The 19,312-nt window shown below is 55.7% G+C and carries 22 protein-coding genes; 19 read left to right on the forward strand and 3 right to left on the reverse strand.

All coding sequences use genetic code 11. The annotated features are described in order from the left end of the window. Positions 1-350 precede the first annotated feature (350 nt). From VNZ60_RS25220 to bfr, 19 genes are all read left to right on the forward strand, one after another. On the forward strand, positions 351-671 hold the full coding sequence (locus tag VNZ60_RS25220) for an outer membrane protein assembly factor BamE (RefSeq protein WP_414648749.1): 321 nt from the start codon (positions 351-353) through the stop codon (positions 669-671). A 42-nt stretch (positions 672-713) separates the two neighbouring features. After that, positions 714-1,520 carry a 4-hydroxy-tetrahydrodipicolinate reductase gene (dapB, locus tag VNZ60_RS00885; protein WP_325656266.1) on the forward strand — a complete coding sequence of 269 codons (807 nt, stop codon included), beginning with the start codon at positions 714-716 and terminating at the stop codon, positions 1,518-1,520. A gap of 79 nt (positions 1,521-1,599) precedes the next feature. Then, positions 1,600-2,292: a MotA/TolQ/ExbB proton channel family protein gene (locus VNZ60_RS00890; RefSeq protein WP_325656268.1), complete on the forward strand. Its 693-nt coding sequence runs from the start codon at positions 1,600-1,602 to the stop codon at positions 2,290-2,292. Positions 2,293-2,356: 64 nt separating this feature from the next. Continuing rightward, complete coding sequence (locus VNZ60_RS00895; protein WP_325656270.1) at positions 2,357-2,788, forward strand: ExbD/TolR family protein; 432 nt, start codon at positions 2,357-2,359, stop codon at positions 2,786-2,788. Between the two features lie 294 nt (positions 2,789-3,082). Then, the gene (locus tag VNZ60_RS00900; RefSeq protein ID WP_325656272.1) at positions 3,083-4,615 is read left to right on the forward strand and encodes a DUF535 family protein; all 1,533 of its coding nucleotides are present in this window, start codon (positions 3,083-3,085) and stop codon (positions 4,613-4,615) included. A 248-nt stretch (positions 4,616-4,863) separates the two neighbouring features. Then, entirely contained in the window at positions 4,864-7,509 is a 2,646-nt protein-coding gene (gene leuS, locus VNZ60_RS00905; RefSeq protein ID WP_325656274.1) for a leucine--tRNA ligase, read from the forward strand. A 94-nt stretch (positions 7,510-7,603) separates the two neighbouring features. Further along, the gene (locus VNZ60_RS00910) at positions 7,604-8,179 is read left to right on the forward strand and encodes an LPS-assembly lipoprotein LptE (protein ID WP_325656276.1); all 576 of its coding nucleotides are present in this window, start codon (positions 7,604-7,606) and stop codon (positions 8,177-8,179) included. Between the two features lie 26 nt (positions 8,180-8,205). Continuing rightward, a complete protein-coding gene (gene holA / locus VNZ60_RS00915; RefSeq protein WP_325656278.1) occupies positions 8,206-9,222 on the forward strand; it encodes a DNA polymerase III subunit delta in 1,017 nt (338 codons plus the stop codon). A gap of 8 nt (positions 9,223-9,230) precedes the next feature. Continuing rightward, positions 9,231-10,496, forward strand: coding sequence for a glutamate-5-semialdehyde dehydrogenase (locus VNZ60_RS00920; RefSeq protein WP_325656280.1), 1,266 nt, complete (start codon positions 9,231-9,233; stop codon positions 10,494-10,496). 194 nt (positions 10,497-10,690) lie between these two features. Then, complete coding sequence (locus VNZ60_RS00925) at positions 10,691-11,113, forward strand: CopD family protein (protein ID WP_325656281.1); 423 nt, start codon at positions 10,691-10,693, stop codon at positions 11,111-11,113. A gap of 19 nt (positions 11,114-11,132) precedes the next feature. Continuing rightward, positions 11,133-11,735, forward strand: coding sequence for a 2-hydroxychromene-2-carboxylate isomerase (locus VNZ60_RS00930; protein WP_325656283.1), 603 nt, complete (start codon positions 11,133-11,135; stop codon positions 11,733-11,735). A gap of 172 nt (positions 11,736-11,907) precedes the next feature. After that, positions 11,908-13,143 (forward strand): THUMP domain-containing class I SAM-dependent RNA methyltransferase, encoded by a 1,236-nt coding sequence (locus tag VNZ60_RS00935; RefSeq protein WP_325656285.1) that lies wholly within the window; start codon positions 11,908-11,910, stop codon positions 13,141-13,143. 274 nt (positions 13,144-13,417) lie between these two features. Next, positions 13,418-13,615: a hemin uptake protein HemP gene (hemP, locus tag VNZ60_RS00940; protein WP_092415282.1), complete on the forward strand. Its 198-nt coding sequence runs from the start codon at positions 13,418-13,420 to the stop codon at positions 13,613-13,615. Positions 13,616-13,695: 80 nt separating this feature from the next. Next, the gene (locus VNZ60_RS00945) at positions 13,696-14,016 is read left to right on the forward strand and encodes a hypothetical protein (protein ID WP_325656290.1); all 321 of its coding nucleotides are present in this window, start codon (positions 13,696-13,698) and stop codon (positions 14,014-14,016) included. A 95-nt stretch (positions 14,017-14,111) separates the two neighbouring features. Beyond that, entirely contained in the window at positions 14,112-14,342 is a 231-nt protein-coding gene (locus tag VNZ60_RS00950) for a (2Fe-2S)-binding protein (protein ID WP_325656291.1), read from the forward strand. Positions 14,343-14,376: 34 nt separating this feature from the next. Next, positions 14,377-15,060 (forward strand): energy transducer TonB, encoded by a 684-nt coding sequence (locus VNZ60_RS00955; protein WP_325656292.1) that lies wholly within the window; start codon positions 14,377-14,379, stop codon positions 15,058-15,060. A gap of 75 nt (positions 15,061-15,135) precedes the next feature. Next, positions 15,136-15,885 carry a MotA/TolQ/ExbB proton channel family protein gene (locus VNZ60_RS00960; RefSeq protein ID WP_325656294.1) on the forward strand — a complete coding sequence of 250 codons (750 nt, stop codon included), beginning with the start codon at positions 15,136-15,138 and terminating at the stop codon, positions 15,883-15,885. Then, positions 15,885-16,301, forward strand: a complete 417-nt coding sequence (locus tag VNZ60_RS00965) for an ExbD/TolR family protein (RefSeq protein ID WP_325656304.1) — start codon at positions 15,885-15,887, stop codon at positions 16,299-16,301. Before VNZ60_RS00960 ends, VNZ60_RS00965 begins: the two co-directional genes overlap by 1 nt. A gap of 330 nt (positions 16,302-16,631) precedes the next feature. Then, positions 16,632-17,102, forward strand: coding sequence for a bacterioferritin (bfr, locus tag VNZ60_RS00970; RefSeq protein WP_325656296.1), 471 nt, complete (start codon positions 16,632-16,634; stop codon positions 17,100-17,102). Between the two features lie 78 nt (positions 17,103-17,180). Here bfr and VNZ60_RS00975 read toward each other — a convergent pair whose 3' ends face one another. The 3 genes from VNZ60_RS00975 to VNZ60_RS00985 form a co-directional block, all read right to left on the reverse strand. Next, positions 17,181-17,534, reverse strand: a complete 354-nt coding sequence (locus VNZ60_RS00975; RefSeq protein WP_325656298.1) for a DUF167 domain-containing protein — start codon at positions 17,532-17,534, stop codon at positions 17,181-17,183. Continuing rightward, the gene (locus VNZ60_RS00980) at positions 17,531-18,073 is read right to left on the reverse strand and encodes a YggT family protein (RefSeq protein ID WP_325656300.1); all 543 of its coding nucleotides are present in this window, start codon (positions 18,071-18,073) and stop codon (positions 17,531-17,533) included. The genes VNZ60_RS00975 and VNZ60_RS00980 overlap by 4 nt, the downstream gene beginning before the upstream one ends. A 361-nt stretch (positions 18,074-18,434) precedes the next feature. Continuing rightward, on the reverse strand, positions 18,435-19,133 hold the full coding sequence (locus tag VNZ60_RS00985; RefSeq protein WP_325656302.1) for a histone H1-like repetitive region-containing protein: 699 nt from the start codon (positions 19,131-19,133) through the stop codon (positions 18,435-18,437). Positions 19,134-19,312 lie beyond the last annotated feature (179 nt).

A 19,312-nucleotide genomic window follows, 5' to 3' on the forward strand; every position in this document is an offset into this window, starting at 1 on the left:
TTCGGATGGATTGTTCGGCATGTTTTGGTCACAAATGGATGATCTGCTTTATCATATAGCGTTTTAGCACAGTTGCTCAATCAATTGAGATCCTTATGCGAATGTTGCTCTCCCCTGCCCGTACCTCCGCTTTGACCGCTGTTGTCTTCATGGCCGCTTTGGCCGGCTGCGCATCAAAAAATCCGCTGATAGATGATCAGTCCACTAAGCAGCCTACCGCGCAGCCCGCGGGAACGAGCACTGCAGCCGCTGACACCAGCGGGGTTCAAACCATCAAGCATCGCCGCTTTCTTGGCGTTTTTTCCCCATATCGGATAGATATCCAACAGGGAAATTTTGTCTCAAAAGAGATGTTGACCCAAGTCAAAGAAGGCATGACACGTGAACAAGTGCGTTTTGCTCTGGGCACTCCCTTGATCACCGATGTGTTCCACGATGATCGCTGGGATTACGTCTTCCGCCTGCAAAAGGGCAACGGCGAAGTCACTACCAGCCGGGTCAGCGTTTTCTTCAACGGCAACCTGCTGGCGCGCGTCGACGGCGGCAACCTGCCTACCGAGAACGACTATCTGGATAGAATTTCAGGCGGCGCCGCGGAAGCCAAGAAGAGCGTCAAGAATGTGGAAATCGCGCCATCGGTGCCTACCGCACCCGGCCCTGCCAAAAACTGATTAATAACGCATTTACAAATTGCTCAGATCGTCGAAATAACAATGACTCAGATGAAAATAGCCGTTGCAGGTGCTTCGGGGCGCATGGGGCGCATGCTGGTTGAGGCGATTCAAAACGCTGACGATGCACTGCTGGCCGGTGCACTGGACGTGCCGGGCGCGCCGGAATTAGGAACTGACGCCGCAGCATTCCTGGGCAAGCCTGCCAATGTCCTGATCGAAGCCGATCTGGCCAAGGGCCTGGCGCAAGCGGCTTACCTGATCGATTTCACCCGCCCCGAAGGCACGCTGAAACATCTGGATTATTGCGCCGCCAATGGCATCAAGATGATTATCGGCACCACCGGCTTCGATGAAGCCGGCAAGGCAGCCATTGCCGCAGCGGCAAAAAAGACCGCCATCGTGTTTGCTGCCAATATGAGCGTCGGCGTCAATGTCACGTTGAAATTGCTGGAAATGGCGGCTAAAAGCTTTTCCCACGGCTACGACATCGAAATCATCGAAGCCCATCATCGCCATAAGGTCGATGCACCGTCCGGTACCGCGCTGATGATGGGGGAAGTCGTCGCTGATGCACTCGGACGCAAGCTGGACGACGTCGCGGTCTACGCCCGCGAAGGCATTACCGGGGAACGCGATCCCTCCTCTATCGGTTTTGCCGCCATCCGCGGCGGCGATATCGTCGGCGACCATACCGTGCTGTTTGCCGGCATCGGCGAACGTGTAGAGATCACGCATAAATCCTCCAGCCGCGTTACTTACGCGCAGGGCAGCTTGCGCGCAGCGCGCTTTCTGCGCGACAAGAGCAGCGGCCTGTATGACATGCAGGATGTGCTGGGCCTGCGCTGAAGCGTCGGCGGCCAGCAACAATCTGCTTACAGCGTTGTGACGCTGGCTGCACAACAACCTATTTTCTTGGATCGGCGATATGGATCAATCTCTCGGACTAGCGCGTTATTGGGCGCAAACTGACGCCATTTCTCATACAGTGGCTTACGTGTTGGTGCTGATGTCGGTAGTCAGCTGGTTTTACATCCTGTCGAAAGCCTGGAGTTCGTGGCGCATACGCAGAAGTGCGGCGGCGCTGGAAGATTTCTGGCAAGCGCCAACACTGGAAGTAGCGATTGCCGGCATCCAGCCTTTCGATAGCGAAAACGTCTATTCGCCGTTGGCCAGCCAGGCGGCCGATGCGGCGGCAATCAAGCCGCCGGCGCCGGGTACGCCTGCTGCCTCACTGAACGCGGCATCCGATCCGGGCGAATTGATCACGCGCACCTTGCGCCGCGAAATCAACCGTGTCTCGTCACGCCTGGAAAGCGGCTTGACCCTGCTGGCATCGGTCGGCTCGACCGCACCATTCGTCGGCTTGTTCGGTACGGTCTGGGGTATTTATCATGCGCTGGAGGCGGTTTCCAACGCAGGCACCATACAAATCGACAAGGTGGCGGGCCCGGTGGGCGAAGCACTGATCATGACGGCCCTTGGCCTGGTAGTGGCGATTCCGGCGGTGCTGGCGTATAACGCTTTCACCCGGGTGAATCGGATCACACTGGCCGAACTCGACGCTTTTGCGCATGATCTGCACGCTTACCTGACTACCGGCAGCCGGGTCGGAAAATAATTATTCGCGCAGCTATATTTTTGGGCTATGACTAAGACTAGCACTAGCGATCAAGGAGCAAACCATGGCTTTTGGCGGCTTTAACGACAATCAGAATCAAGCGCCGATGGCGGATATCAATATCACGCCTATGGTCGACGTCATGCTGGTGCTGCTGGTGATTTTCATCATCACTGCGCCGCTTTTCACGCACGCTATCAAGGTCGATTTGCCGAGCGCGCAGTCGGCGCCGGCGCCGGAAAAACCTGAAACCATCTCGCTGTCGATAGACCGCAGCGGCAAAATGTTCTGGAATGACGCCCCGGTTGCGGAAAGCGAGCTGACAGACCGCCTGATCGCTGCGGCCGCGCGCCAGCCGCAGCCGGAACTGCAATTGCGCGCAGACAAAGATACCCGCTATGAAATCCTGGCGCAGGTAATGTCGCTGGCGCAAAACAACGGCTTGAATAAAATCGGCTTCGTCACTGTTCCCGGAAAAAACGGCGCAACAAAGTAATCGTATTCCACACCCGGCGCTTGCCGGGTTCTTTCTATTTCCCTGACGCTATCCGCGTTTCCGCAGTTTCCCTCCCGCACTCCAGCAGTCCAGCATCTGCCTCGACATCAATAATTCCCCTGTGGCAATTTAATAATTTTATCAAATAGCGCTGGTTTGCAAATTTGCATGTAACATTCTATTTTCATTTGTATCTTTATATGTCAAAAACCAATAAATTGAATTTCCATCTCATATATTGCCATTTTGACCACTTCCTCTGCACTACCCCCCCTCTTCTGATCGCTCAAGCATATGACGTCGTCCTCTTACAATCTGCTGTGGTCGACATTTAATGCTTCTCCCGGGTTTATCGGGATTCCGTTCATGCTGGCGCTGGCGATCGCCGAATGGGGGATCTATCTGGTGCCGACCAGCCTTGTCGCCTTGTGGATTAGCGGTAATAAGACCACCCGCTTGCTCTCTCTCAAAGCAATAGTCACGACAGCTGCCGCGGTATTGGTCAGCAAAATCATCGCGCTACTCTGGAGCGCTTTGGCGCCAACCGCATGGAATGATTATCTGTACCAGGCTAAAAGCGCACACTGTGTTTCGCCTAGCGTCACGATCGCCATCATCCTGGCCACCGGCCTGACCCTTTGGACGGCAAAAACCATCAAGATCAAATGGCTAGGCGTATTGCTGGTGGCGCTGTCGCTTGCCGTCAGTTGGGCCAAGATCTTTCTTGGCATGCATTATCCGCTGGATATTTTTTGCGCCGGCCTGGTCTCGCTGGCAATGATGCTGGCCATGAACACCAAATATGGCAAGATCGTCAGCCATGAGTCAATCAGATTCATCAACAGTCACCTGCAAAACCTGACATTGCTATCAGAGATAGCGCATCTTCTTTACCTGCGGCCAGCCTTGCCATCAGCCAGCAATAACGGCCCACGCATTACTCTGCATACCTGTTTGACGCACTCGCCGCGCGGCCTGTCGTACTTTGCCAAGCAGATCAAGCTAAGCGTCCGCACGGTGATTCACTATCGTCAGACGCAACGCTGGCTAGCCTATTGGAATGCGACGCCCATGCACGCCAGACTGGCGCAAGCCACACCTCGGCTGCTACAGAAAATCTATCGCCCATACCAGTCATTACGCCTGCGCAGCCAGGACCGGCTGAATATCCTGGTCAGTCACTACGATTTCATTTTCCAGCAAGGTCTCGGTCCGCTGGTCTTGTGCGCGACACAAGCACCTGTTTTGCTAGGCAGCTTCAGCGGCAAATCCGGGGCGCTCTATGAGATCCGGCTATCGGCGATCGCCACGCTGGACCGGGAAGGAGAGTTGGCGCTTGACCTGTACAGCGACCAGCAACGTCTGTTCTCGGTTGCCTTTACCTTTTACGGCAGCGAGTTAATCCCGTGCATAGGTATAGGCTGCCTGCAAGGCCCGCGCGGCAGCAACGCACAGGAACGGGTGCGCAACGCCACCCGCGACATGTTTGGCTTGCGGCCGAAAGGCCTGATGCTGCGCCTGGTGAGAGAAATCGGCCGTGCTTATGGCTGTAAGAAGCTGATCCTGGTCGGAAATCAAAATCGGGTCATGTTTCATCAGATCCGCAGCGGCCAGGTATTCGCCGACTATGACGATTTCTGGCAAGAAATAGGGGCAGTCCAACGCCCGGACGGCGAATACCAGATCGCGTGCGACGCCATTGCCGCGCCCAACCTACAAGAGATTCCCTCGCACAAGCGCTCGGAAGCGCGCAAGCGTATTGAACTGACAGAACGCGCATGCAGCGCCACGCTAACAGGCTTTTCCAGCACATTCAGCGGCGCCTGAAGCGGCCCGGCTTGCCGCTCAACCATCAAGTATCACGTGACTCCACGTGTCCTGTGCGCTAAAGCGGCATCCGAACCAGTATAATCACCGGTTCGGGGCCATTGTGTAGTGGCCCGGCAAGTTCCCATTCTGCTTCGCAACGACCAAGATTACCTAACTCGTCCCGGCCGACGTATGACTTAGCGCCGACGATCCGGCGTCTTGTTCGTTTTGCAAGGCGGAATAACATTCACTTTTTAGCTCCCGTCATGCAAGAAAAATACAGCCCAACCGACGTCGAAAAATCATCGCAAGACCATTGGCAAGCCATGGACGCCTACAAGGCCGTCGAACATGCCAAGGACAAGAACGGCCAGGACAAAAAGAAGTTTTACGCCTGCTCGATGCTGCCCTACCCATCGGGCAAGCTGCACATGGGTCATGTGCGTAATTACACGATCAATGATGTGATGTACCGCTATCTGCGGATGAATGGCTATAACGTATTGATGCCGATGGGCTGGGACGCGTTCGGCATGCCAGCGGAAAACGCCGCGATGGCTAACAACGTGCCGCCGGCGCAGTGGACCTACGCCAACATCGCGCACATGAAGAAGCAGATGCAGGCGATGGGGCTGGCGATTGACTGGTCGCGCGAGATGACCGCCTGTACCCCGGAATACTACAAGTGGAATCAGTGGATGTTCCTGAAGATGCTGGAGCAAGGCATCATCTACAAAAAGACCGGCACCGTGAATTGGGATCCGATCGATCAAACCGTGTTGGCTAACGAGCAAGTCATCGACGGCCGCGGCTGGCGCTCCGGCGCACTGATCGAAAAGCGCGAAATCCCGATGTACTACGCCAAGATCACCGACTACGCCGAAGAGTTGCTGGAACACGTAGAAACCAAATTGCCAGGCTGGCCGGAACGGGTGCGCCTGATGCAAGCCAACTGGATCGGCAAGTCGACCGGTGTGCGCTTTGCGTTTCCGCACAAGATCGAAGAAAACGGCCACCTGATCCACGACGGCAAATTGTGGGTCTTCACCACCCGCGCCGACACCATCAAGGGCGTGACCTTCTGCGCCGTGGCGCCGGAACATGCGCTGGCCACTTTCGCCGCCAAGAGCAATCCCGAGCTGGCTGAATTCATCGCCGAATGCAAAAAGGGCAGCGTCATCGAAGCCGACATGGCGACCATGGAAAAGAAAGGCATGCCGACCGGTTTGTACGTGTCGCATCCGCTGACCGGCCAGTTAGTCGAAGTATGGGTTGGCAATTATGTCTTGATTACCTACGGCGACGGCGCCGTCATGGGCGTGCCGGCGCACGACGAGCGCGACTTCGCCTTCGCCCAGAAATACGTGCTGCCGATTCGGCCGGTGATTGCGATAGCAGGTAAAACCTACTCCGAAGAAAGCTGGCACGACTGGTATGGCGACAAGGAAAACGGCGTCTGTGTCGATTCCGGCAAATACGATGGCCTCAACTACCAGCAAGCAGTTGATGCGATAGCCGCCGACCTGGCGGCGCGCGGTCTGGGCGAAAAGAAAGTCACCTATCGCCTGCGCGACTGGGGTATTTCGCGCCAGCGCTATTGGGGCACGCCAATCCCGATCATCCACTGCGCCGATTGCGGCGATGTGCCGGTGCCGGAAAAAGATTTGCCGGTGGTATTGCCGGAAGACTGCGTGCCGGACGGCAGCGGCAATCCGCTCAACAAGCACGAAAAATTCCTGCACGTCCACTGCCCGCAATGCGGCAAACCGGCGCGCCGTGAAACCGATACGATGGACACTTTCGTCGACTCGTCCTGGTATTACATGCGCTATTGCTCGCCGAAGAGTAATGACGCCATGGTCGATTCGCGCAACGATTACTGGATGCCGATGGACCAGTACATCGGCGGCATCGAACACGCCGTGCTGCATTTGCTGTACGCCCGCTTCTGGACCAAGGTCATGCGTGACTTCGGTCTGATCAAGTTCGACGAACCGTTTACCAATCTGCTGACGCAGGGCATGGTGCTCAACGAAACTTATTTCCGCGAAGACGCCAGCGGCAAGAAGACCTGGCATAACCCGGAAGATGTCGAGCTGACCTTTGACGACAAAGGACGGCCGCTGACGGCCATCCTGAAAGCGGACGGCGCACCGGTAGAGATCGGCGGCACTGAAAAGATGTCGAAATCGAAAAACAACGGCATCGATCCGCAAGCCCAGATCGACCAGTACGGCGCCGATACCGCACGCCTGTTCACCATGTTTGCTTCGCCGCCGGAGCAAACCCTGGAATGGTCGGGCGCCGGAGTGGAAGGCGCCAATCGTTTCCTGCGCCGGGTCTGGGCCTTCAGCTATACCCGCGCCAGCAGCATTGCGCCAAGTGCTGCGGCCGACTTTTCCGGCTTGAGCGATGTACACAAAACCTTGCGTCGTGAAGTACACAAGATTTTGCAGCAGGCCGACCATGATTTGAAGCGGATCCAATACAACACCGTGGTATCGGCCTGCATGAAAATGCTGAACACCCTGGAAGCAGCCAAACTCGATCAGTCGCCGGCCAGCGGTGCGGTACTGACTGAAGGCCTGTCGATTTTCCTGCGCGTACTCAATCCGATAGCGCCGCACATCACCCATACGCTGTGGCAAGAGCTGGGTTTTGCCGCCGTGCATGGCGATATCCTCGACGCCAGCTGGCCGCAAGTGGACGACAAGGCACTGGAACAAAGCGAGATTGAAATGATGATCCAGGTCAACGGCAAGCTGCGCGGCAGTATCACTATCGCCAAAGATGCGGACAAAGCCAGCATCGAGGCGGCGGCGCTAGCCAACGAGAACGTCCAGAAATACCTCGAGGGCACGCCGAAGAAAATCATCGTGGTGCCGGGGAAACTGGTCAATATCGTCGCTTAGGCCACGCTTAGGTCAATACATGGCCGGACGAATCCGTCCGGCCCTGAATCTTGAAACAAGGAACGTCCGAATGTTGAATAGAACGCCTCTCAGAATGCCCGCAGATTCCCGCACATGGCTGCGCTGGCCATTGATGCTGATCATGACCGCGATGCTGTGCGCCTGCGGTTTTCATCTGCGCGCTTCGGCCAACCTGCCATTCAAGTCGCTCTTTATGACCTTTGCCCCAAATTCGCCGTTAGGCATTGAGTTAAAACGCAATATCCTGGCCAGCGGCAACACACAGGTACTGCCTACTGCCGAAGGCGCCGAAGCGATACTGGAAGTGCTCGGCGAAACCCAGGAGAAAGTCATCCTGACCACTAACAGTTCAGGCCGCGCCAGCGAGTACATGCTGTATTACAGACTGACTTTCCGCGTGACCGATGCGGAAAAGAAAGAATTGTTGCCAGCGACGCTGATCACCTTGAAGCGCGACATCAGTTATAACTCGTCGCAAGAATTGTCCAAGGGCGCAGAAGAAGTACTGCTGTACCGCGACATGCGAAGCGACATGGTGCAGCAGGTTCTGCGCCGCCTGGCAGCGCTCAAGACCGCTCAGCCAACCCAGCCCGAGCAGTCAACGGCGGCACCCGCTGCCGCTCCGGCCACTGCCGTTCCTGCCAAATAACAGGGTCAAAGGTTAAAGGTTATTTCATGCAATTGCGGTTCGACGCGCTCGACGGCCATCTGGCGAAAACCCTGGCGCCCTTGTACGTGATCACCAGCGACGAGCATTTGCTGGCGCTGGAGGCATCCGACAAGATACGTAAAAGTGCGCGCCGCAACGGTTGCAGCGAGCGCGACGTGCTGGTGGTCGACCGTAGCTTCAAATGGGGAGAGTTGCTGGCTGCCAATCAGTCGCAATCGCTGTTCGGCGATAAAAAACTGATCGAGCTGCGGATCCCGACCGGCAAGCCGGGCAAGGATGGCGGTCAGGCTTTGCAAAATTACACTGCGACGCTCAATCCGGACAATGTCACGATTATCAGCCTGCCGAAGCTTGACTGGGCCACACAAAAAGCCGCCTGGGTCGCTACTCTGCAACAGAGCGCGGTATATATAGATATTCCGTTGGTGGAGCGGGCGCACTTGCCGAACTGGATCGGCGTCCGCCTGGCGGCTCAGCAGCAAAGCGCAGACCGCCAATCGCTGGATTTCATCGCCGACCGGGTCGAAGGCAATCTGCTGGCGGCGCATCAGGAAATCCAGAAGCTGGCTTTGCTGCATCCGCCAGGCAAGCTGAGTTTCGAACAATGCCACGATGCAGTACTCAACGTCGCGCGCTATGATGTCTTCAAGCTGAATGAAGCGATGCTGGTCGGTGATACGGCGCGCCTGGTACGCATGATGGATGGCTTGAAAGGTGAAGGCGAAGCTCTGCCGCTGGTGCTGTGGGCGCTTTCCGAGGAAATCCGCACCTTGTTGAAATTGAAATCGGCAGCTAGCCAGGGCCGTCCGATACCCGCGCTGTTGAAGGAATATCGCATCTGGGGGCCACGCGAACGACTGATGGAGCCGGCATTGCGGCGCTTGAGTCTGGCGACGCTGGAAGCGGCCTTGAAAGATGCGGCGCAGATCGACAAAATGGTCAAAGGCTTGCGCGCCAAGACCTTCGCCGGCGATGCCTGGGATGCGTTGTTGCAACTGGGTTTAAAAGTCGCACATATTTGATAAAACATATGAATATCCAACACTACATGACCGAAGTCGGACAACGTGCGCGCGCTGCATCGCGCGCCATGGCGCGTGCCGACAGCGCCGTCAAGAACCGCGCACTGAGCCTGATTGCGGCTGCCATCCGGCGCGACGCCGACCTGTTGCGCGCAGCCAACCAGATCGATCTGGAAACAGCACGCGCCAATGGCCTGGCGCCCGCAATGCTGGACCGCCTGACGCTGTCGGAGCAGGCCATCGCCACCATGATCGCGGGGCTCGAACAGATTGTCGCCCTGCCCGATCCGATCGGCGAAATCTCGAATATGAAATACCGTCCCACCGGCATCCAGGTAGGCCAGATGCGCGTGCCGCTGGGCGTCATCGGCATCATTTACGAAGCCCGGCCCAACGTCACGGTGGATGCCGCCGGCCTGTGCATCAAGAGCGGCAACGCCACCATCTTGCGTGGTGGCTCCGAGGCCCATCATTGCAATCAGGCGCTGGCCAAGCTGGTGCAAGAGGGTCTGGCCGGCGCCGGCCTGCCACAGGACGCCGTACAAGTGGTGGACACCACCGACCGTGCCGCAGTGGGCGCCATGATCACGATGCCGCAATACGTCGATGTTATCGTGCCGCGTGGCGGCAAGGGCCTGATCGAGCGCCTGATCAAGGAAGCCACGGTGCCGATGATCAAGCATCTCGACGGCATCTGTCACGTGTATATAGACGATCAGGCCGATCTCGACAAAGCCGTGAAGATTGCCTTCAATGCCAAATGCCATCGCTATGGCACCTGCAACACAATGGAAACCTTGCTGGTGGCTCGCGCGATTGCGCCGCAGGTATTACCGCAACTCGCCAAGTTGTATCAAGGTAAAGAAGTCGAGCTGCGCGCCGACGATGAGGCGCGCGCCATCCTGGCTGCTTATCCGCATCTGGCGGCCGCTACCGAAGAAGATTGGCGCACCGAATATCTGGCGGCCATCCTGGCTGTCAAGATCGTCGCCGATGTGGATGAAGCCATCGCCCATATCAACACCTACTCCTCGCAACACACCGACAGCATCGTCACCGAGAACCACTCACGAGCCATGCGTTTCTTGCGTGAAGTCGATTCGGCATCGGTCATGATCAATGCCTCGACCCGCTTTGCCGATGGTTTTGAATTTGGCCTGGGTGCTGAAATCGGCATCTCCAACGATAAACTGCATGCGCGCGGACCTGTCGGCCTGGAAGGCCTGACTTCGCTAAAATATGTGGTGTTCGGACACGGGGAAGTGCGCGAGTAGTACGCAAGTAAGCTGCCGTACGCGGTATACCGATATATAGCGATACCGCTGCGCTCACGCATTCTTTGCCTGCGGACCAGAGCGAAAAACTCTGGTCCCGCTTAAGCTTTTGTCCGCTGCTCGTAGAATCGCTGTTCTGTTGTGATGGCAACCGAATTCCCCTCCCGCAATAATCAAAAATAAAAGGAAACACCATGCTTTGGATCAAATCGCTGCATATTGTCTTCATCGCGTCATGGTTTGCCGGCTTGTTTTATTTGCCACGGATCCTGGTCAATCTGGCGCAGGAAACCGACGCAACAGCCACCCAAAGATTGCTGATGATGGCGCGTAAGCTGTATCGTTTCATGTCGATATTGTCGCTGCCGGCGATTGTATTCGGCGCCTGGCTGTGGCTGGGATACGGCATAGGAAAGGGTCCGGGCAACGGCTGGCTGCACGCCAAATTATTCCTGGTGATTCTTGTGATCGGCTATCACCATGCCTGCGGCAGCTTGCTGAAGAAATTTGAAAACGGGGTGAATACGCGCAGCCATACCTGGTTCCGCTACTTCAATGAAGTACCGGTTCTGCTATTGCTGGCGATCGTCATCCTGGTGGTTGTCAAACCGTTCTAATAGCATCCGAGGATTAGCCATGAGCAAGATCTGTGAATATTATTTCGCACCGCATTCGCCCTTCGCCTACCTGGGTCACGCGCGCCTGCAGGCCCTGTCCAAGCAATACGATGTCAAGATCGTATTAAAACCTTGCGACTTGTCCAAGGTCTTCGGCAGCTCCGGCGGTTTGCCGCTGGCCAAGCGCGCACCTCAGCGCCAGGCCTATCGGCTGGAAGAACTGCGGCGCTGGAGCGAATACCTGCAAGTGCCGATGAATCTGCAACCAACTTTCTTCCCGGTGCAGAGCGATGACGCCGCAAAACTGATCATCGCCACTCAATTGGCGCATGGCACGGAAGCCGCGCTGACATTGACCGGCGCTATAATGCGCGCAGTCTGGGCCGAACAACGCAATATCGCCGACGGCACGACTTTGATCGCAATCGCTTCGGAGCTTGGCCATGACGGCAAGACCTTGCTGAAATCGGCCGAAACCGCCAGCGTCCAGAGCGAATTCGAGCGTTTTACCGAAGACGCGATTTCCGCCAGTGTCTTTGGCGCTCCCTGGTATGTAGTCGACGGCGAAGCGTTCTGGGGCCAGGACAGGCTGGATTTTGTAGAGCGCGCGTTCGCCAGATGAATTTATTTTTTTGCACTAGTAGTAAAGAGGCCTCGAAAAACCGTGGCGAGCGGTCCAAGGTCGGCAGGAGAAGCGCAGCCGTACGAAAGTACGGTGAGCATCGCAGTGTCGAGATTGGGCCGCTCGCTACGGTTTTTCGAGGTCTGATCGTCAACGGATAAAGGGTACCCCCATGTCACATTTAGCAACAGACTCACACTCATATTTTTGCCCTTGCCCACGCGGGCTGGAAGCCGCGCTGGCTGAAGAGCTGAATGAAATAGCGCAATTCAGCGCGCCTGCCGTCACGCTCAAGGTCCACACCCAGGTGCCCGGCGGCGTCCATTGCTCCGGCTTGTTGAGCGATGCCTGGCGCATCAATCTGCACTCGCGCATTGCCAGCCGGGTGCTGCTGCGTTTGACGCATGGCGCATATAAGAATGAAAACGATATCTACGATATGACGCTGGAACAGGAATGGGAGAGCTGGTTTCCGGTCAGCCACACCATTCGGGTAGACGTCACTGCGGTGAAATCGCCGTTGCGCAGCCTGCAATTCACTACGCTCAAGATCAAGGATGGCATTTGCGATCGTTTCCGTGACCTGTGCAATGAGCGGCCTTCAGTAGACACCGGCACGCCGGATATGCGTATCGTCGGCTTTCTCGATGCTCACAATTTCACTCTGTACCTCGATACCTCCGGCGAGGCGTTGTTCAAGCGCGGCTGGCGCGCCGAAACCGGCGATGCGCCATTACGCGAGAATCTCGCCGCCGGACTGCTGCGCACCTCCGGCTGGAAACCAGGCACGGTATTGTTCGACCCTATGTGCGGATCCGGCACCATTTTGATCGAAGCTGCCCAGATCGTCGCCGGCATCCCGGCCGGCGCCCGCCGCCATTTCGCCTTTGAAAAATTCAATGATTTCGAAAGCGCGAAATGGCTGGCGATCAAGGGCAGCTTCAAGCCGAATCCTCTACCCACCACGCCGACCATCTTCGGCAGCGATATTTCCGGCGATATGGTACAGATTGCGGCGAACAATCTGCGCAACGCCGGCATCCTGTTTGAGGTACCGATAAAACAGATCGAAGCACAGGAAGTCAAGCCACCTGTCGAAGTCGAGCACGGCATCATGCTGACCAACCCGCCGTATGGCGAGCGGATCGGCGTGCGCGGCGACAGCACCCTGAGCAGCGACGACTTGTTGACCGCCTTCTTCAGCGCATTCGGCACCACCCTGAAGCAACGTTTTGCCGGCTGGAGTGTATTTTTGTTTTCGGCCGATCTCGGCCTGCCCAAACTGTTACGCCTGAAAGAAGCGCGCAAGACGCCTTTCTTCAACGGCGCGCTGGAGTGCCGGCTATTCCGCTTTGACATGGTGGCGGGTTTCAATCGGCGTGAAGCAGCCAAGCCGAAGGCAGAATGACCGGCTAGCGTTCCTTGGTAATTTCTCAATAAAACAAGCGCAATCTTTGCGCTTGTTTCACATCTGCTTATCCAGTTACTCTGCCTCTATCCTCGCATCCCCCTCCTCGGAAACAAGCTTGCCCTCGTGCGCCACAAGATGAGCCACGGCGGACATTTCCAGCTTGACATCATTTCCAAACTACCCCATCAGATACGCTAAAAACACTTGCATTCCCTGTTCAAGTAACGAATAATACAAATACGAATTGTTCGCATTTACAGAAAGGACTATAATGAGCCAGACGATACGACGCGAAGCACAAGTTGAGAAAACCCCTGTGTCCAGCATCACCAAGTCAGTTGCATCTGCAGTCACGCGAATCAAGAGCCAGGATCTGTTCAAGCAAATGCGCGAACTGGAAATTGATCACGGCGGCAGAATTTATAAGCTGCGGCTGACGCAACTGAACAAGTTGATCCTCACCGCTTAAGCACAACGGTTTTTAGTTAGTCATAACTAGCCCGCCCGCCGTGAGCGCCAGCCAGCGAGATACAGATATAGGAGCGCTTGATGGTATCGGAGAGAATCAATCCGGCTTTCGTAGAGCCAAACGATGCACCGGCACAGCCGGAATTACTGGTCTCGGCGGTGCTGCACCTGATGTCGCATTACACCGCGAATAGCCAGGAGACCAGCGCCTGCGTCAAGCTGGCCTCGGTAATTGAGCGGCATTTGAAGGCGCTGGCAGATTTACCAAATCTGGCGCCGGTATTGCGTGCCACCTGTCTGCAGTTATCGGAGCAGTGGGGCGCGGTAGTAGAAAGGACGATGCCGCGGCCGGAAAAATACAATCTGTTCAGCAGATTTGTGGCTGCAAATCGGGTGTGCTGAAGCAACATCGATAAACCATAAAGGCCGCAAGAACATCTTTGGCGGCCGACTTTTATTTCTTAATCTGCCTTCTAACTATGGCAGTGAGGTACAAAATGATCGTTTGTGTTTGCAATAACGTTTCGGACCGAAAAATTCGACAGGCAGTCGATTCGGGCATGACTTCCATGTCTGAATTGCGCGAACACCTGGACATTGGCACCTGCTGCGGGAAATGCCATTCCTGCGCAAAAAGTGTATTGCGCGAGTGCCTGGATAACCGGGCTCCAGCCGCTCTTCGTCATGTTCAAGCATTGGTATTCCAACCAAACCTACAAGCCGCGTAACAGCGTAATAAGTTCTAGCGGGATCAGCGCAACCATGTCGTCAGCAACAATCAGCTCCCCTGCGCTTGCATGGAAAAGAATCAAACGCATCGGCCCATTAGGGACGATCCTGTTGCTTCACATAGCTTTTTTCTGGGCATTGAAAAGCGGTCTGATTCATCAAGCTGCGCAAGCCATGCCGAAAGAAATCTTTGCCAGTTTCATCACGCCGGAAAAAGCACCTGAGCCAACACCTCCCACGCCGCAGCCCGCGACGCCGAAAACCGTTGCAGTAGTAAAGAAAAACATCACGCCGCCGCGCCCCACGCCGGTGGTCAACAACACACCTTCGGAAACCGCAATTTCAGTACCGACATCCACCCCGCAGCCGCCACAGCACGAAGAACCTGCAGCTGCAGCGGCGCCAGCTGCGCCAGTTTCAGCACCTGCCCAGCCTCGCACCATCACCTCCGGAGTCGAATACATCCAGCCGCCTGATGTGAGATACCCTGCCGTTTCCAAGCGCATGGGCGAGGAAGGCAAATCGGTCATCCGGGTCTTGATCAACGAAAGAGGCCACGCTGAACGCGTCGAAGTGCAAAAATCCTCCGGCTCCAGCCGTTTGGATGAGGCCGCCAAACAAGCTGTCATGCGGGCGTTGTTCAAACCCTATATGGAAGATGGCAAGCCGACGCCGGCGATTGCCATCGTGCCTATCAATTTCCAGCTATCCAATTAATCAATGGCGCTGTTGGCGTATCGCCAAGGCAGCCGTACTCAATTTACAGATTTTACAGATCAAGGGGAGTTCATCATGGAAGTAAGTCCATACGGCTTGGAAGCACTCTGGGGCCAGGGCGATTTCGTCATCAAAAGCGTCGCCGTGCTGTTGGTGGCGATGTCGATTGCGTCCTGGTATGTAATCCTGACCAAGGCCCTGCAAATCCTGCGCTTTCAACGTGCCGCCCACGCTGCCGGCCACCAGTTCTGGGATACCACCAGCCTGCCGGAAGGGATTGCCACGCTGGGTACGGAAAATCCTTTTGCCGAAGTAGCCCAGGCAGGCGTCTCCTCGATGCGCCATCATGCCGCGCACAAAGGCCATCTGCACGATCAGTTGTCAGTCAGCGACTGGGTCACCCTGTCATTGCGCCAGGCAATTGACGATGTTTCCGGCAAATTGCAGACCGGCATGGCGGTACTGGCGTCGGTTGGTTCTACCGCGCCTTTTGTCGGCTTGTTTGGCACCGTCTGGGGTATTTATCATGCGCTGGTGTCGATCGGCACCTCCGGCCAGGCCAGTATCGACAAGGTTGCCGGCCCGGTCGGCGAGGCGCTGATCATGACCGCGCTTGGTTTGGCCGTAGCTATTCCGGCTACCTTCGGCTATAACGCACTGGTGCGCGGCAACAAAACCATCATCGCCAAACTGAATAAATTCGGTTTCGACCTGCATGCGCTGTTCGTCACCGGCTCCCGTTCCAGCAATACCGAAACCGGTAATCCAAACGGTTCGATTGGTTCGGGCAATGGCGCCAAGCTGGTCGCTGTGAAAGGTGCATGATGGGCATGGGTTCTTTGTCCGATTCGGACGATGATTTCAATCCGGAAATCAACACCACGCCGCTGGTCGATGTGATGCTGGTGCTGTTGATTATCTTTATCATGACCATCCCGGTGATGAACCACGCGGTAAAGATCGATTTGCCGCGCGCCACCAACCAGCCAGACCAGGCCAAGCCGGAAAGCATCAATTTGTCTGTCGATGCCGACGGCAAATTGTTCTGGAATGAAGAAGCGATCGACCGCAGCGAACTGAATGCGCGGATTGCGGTTGCTGCACAAAAACAGCCGCAACCGGAATTGCACCTGCGCGCGGCGCGTACCGTGCAATATGAAAAAGTGGCCCAGGTGATGGCTGCAGCGCAATCCGGCGGACTTGGGAAAATCGGCTTTGTTACCGATCCCGACGCCAAGTAAGGATACGAGTGAAGGTGGCATGACGGTCGCGAGTTAAGCGTTAAGTATCCTCAACGCTCTTGCATTTATCCTTTGCCCTGAGAGCCTGCGCATGTCGCCATGCGCAGGCTCTATTTACGTGGTCGGATTGATGCACAAATCACAATGAAAATGATTCGCGCTATCTGATGATGAAAAAGCTTATTGCATGCGCTATCATGGCTGCGATTTCGGTCGAACGTCGATGAAACGACGCCCCGATCACGTGAGAAGCCGGCATAAAATCCAGAAATCCCCGACTTTATCGCTGCGTCACTCCGCACTCCGCCCCCATTTCATAGCGAGGTCTCCATGCAAGGCGAAAAACAAATCATCACGCTGCTCAACGCGCAGTTAACCAACGAACTGACTGCGATTAATCAGTATTTCCTGCATGCCCGCATGTACAAGCACTGGGGTCTGGAAAAGCTCGGCAAGAAGGAGTACGAGGAATCGATCGGCGAAATGAAGCATGCTGACAAACTGATTGATCGCATCCTGATGCTGAACGGTTTGCCGAATCTGCAAGCATTGCACAAGCTGATGATCGGCGAATCGACGCCAGAGATGCTGCAATGCGACCTGAAGCTGGAACAAGGTGCGCAAAAAACCGTGAAAGAAGGCATCGCGGCTTGCGAAAAGGCTGGCGATTATGTATCGCGCGAACTGTTCAAAGAAATCCTCGAAGATACCGAAGAGCATATCGACTGGCTGGAAACCCAGCTCGACCTGATCGACAAGGTCGGTCTGCAAAATTACCTGCAAAGCCAGATGGAAGCATAAGCCGGCAACCAGTGTCGACCTGAACTCCAGATCCGCGGCTTCCGACTTGTCATCGGAAGCCGTTTTCCTTTCCCTGCCTTACGGAATCAACGCCAGCAAGCTACGCGCGACGCTCTCGACCGTCAATGACGCACCATGCGCCTCGACAATTTTCCGCTTGTTGGTATGGCCGTGGGTGATCACTATCCTGCTGCGCGGCATATCCAGCAACTCTGCCAGATAGCGAATCAGCGCTTCATTCGCCTTGCCCTCGATAGGCTGCGCCTGCAAGCGCAGCTTGAGTACATTGTCCAGCGGACCGATGATCTGGCTTTTCTTGGCGTTAGGCGTCACCTGCAGCGCCAGCCTGACGCCACCGGCAATCTCGGAGCACCATGGATACAAACCAGCGCCCTGCCCAAGCACTGCGCCAGCGTCTGCTTTGTGGCTCACGTCACCGACATGATCAGATAAATCACCAACTGGTGCACCACCCTCAGCAGTATCAGCGCCGCCAGCGGCGACAGATCGATACTGCCAATCAACGGGATAATTCTGCGCAAAGGTCGTAACAGCGGCTCATTGAGCGCACGTACGAAAGGCGCCAAGGGCGCATTCGGATTCACCCAGCTAAAAATCGCCTCAACAATCAATAGTGCAATCAGTCCGTAAAATACCCATTGGAAAAACAGCAGTGCCGACAAGCTGAAGATCAATGACGCGCTCAACGCCGATCTGACGCCAAGTTCCAGCAGGATGCAGATGATGGCAACCAGGGCCGCGCCTATCAGGCTGGCCCAGTCATAGCCGCCAATCCCGGGCAACAAGCGCCGCATTGGACGCACGGCCCAGTCGGACAAGGTAAAGATGAAATGCGCCAACTGTTGCGGAGGCCGCACCCGTACCGCCTGGATCCAAAACCGAAGCAGCAGGACACCGCCCAGGACGCTGGCGATAGTTTCGATAATCAAGGTGAAAATATTCTGCAACACGAGGTATTTCCCTTTCCAGATGAAGCAATGATTCAGGCTTGTCGGCATCAGTGAATGATGGATCAGCCAGCCAATATACTAGTAACTTACCCGAATTCGGATGCCAGATGTAAGCCGAGGAGGTGGACGAACGCCACAGTTTATGGAAAGAACGGGTTTATCAGTTGCGTATCGTAGCAGCTATTTCAACTTGGCTGATGGCCCTGCTCGTGCGGCATATATCGACTGTCGACTGCCAAGCGCTTGGCGATACCTATCCTGATCGACAAGCCGTACCCACAAACAAAAACCCGCTGAACAGCACTAGGCCATACAGCGGGTGAGATACCTGAACCTAATCAGGTAAGCTGGCAAACGCTAATTACGGGCGTGTGCCAGTTGGGAACGGCCAAGCTGCTGCCGGGTTGAGCACTGTCTTTACTGCTGGCTCAGCCGCAGGTTTTGCCGCCACTGGTTTCTTGGCTGCAGGTTTCGCTGCGGCCTTCTTAACAGCTGGCTTAGCTGCTGCAGGTTTAGCGGCAGGTTTCGCTGCTGCTGCCTTAGCTACCGGCTTTTTTGCTGCTGGCTTAGCCGCGACTTTCTTAACTGCCGGCTTTTTTGCCGCTGGTTTCGCTGCTGCTTTAGCCACTGGCTTCTTGGCTGCTGCTGGCTTTGCTGCTGGCTTTGCTGCCGCTTTTTTAGCTACTGGCTTTTTGGCCGCGACAGCTTTCTTGGCAACTGGCTTCTTAGCTGCTGCTGGTTTTGCTGCTGCTTTCTTAGCTACTGGCTTTTTGGCCGCGACAGCTTTCTTAGCAACTGGCTTCTTGGCTGCTGCTGGTTTTGCTGCTGCTTTCTTAGCTACTGGCTTTTTGGCCGCGACAGCTTTCTTAGCAACTGGCTTCTTAGCTGCTGCTGGTTTTGCTGCTGCCTTAGCTACCGGCTTTTTCGCTGCTACAGCTTTTTTAGCAACTGGTTTCTTAGCTGCTGGTTTTGCTGCTGCTTTAGCTACTGGCTTCTTGGCCGGTGCTGCTTTCTTCGCAGCGGGTTTCTTCGCTGCGGCTTTCTTTGTTGCTGTTGCCATTTTGTTTCTCCTTCACGTGATGGAAAAAATCAAGCTCCAAGTTGGAAACCCGACGAACCCATCGCGATGGGAACGGCGGATTATTCATCGGCGCAATCAACTCTGCTTGCGCTAATGAATTCGGCACCAGCTGAACTGCTCCATCCCCTCATTGATGCAGCACTTCAGCCATTGTTGGC

The sequence above is a fragment of the Collimonas sp. genome, assembly GCF_035566375.1.
Taxonomy (GTDB): Bacteria; Pseudomonadota; Gammaproteobacteria; order Burkholderiales; family Burkholderiaceae_D; genus Collimonas.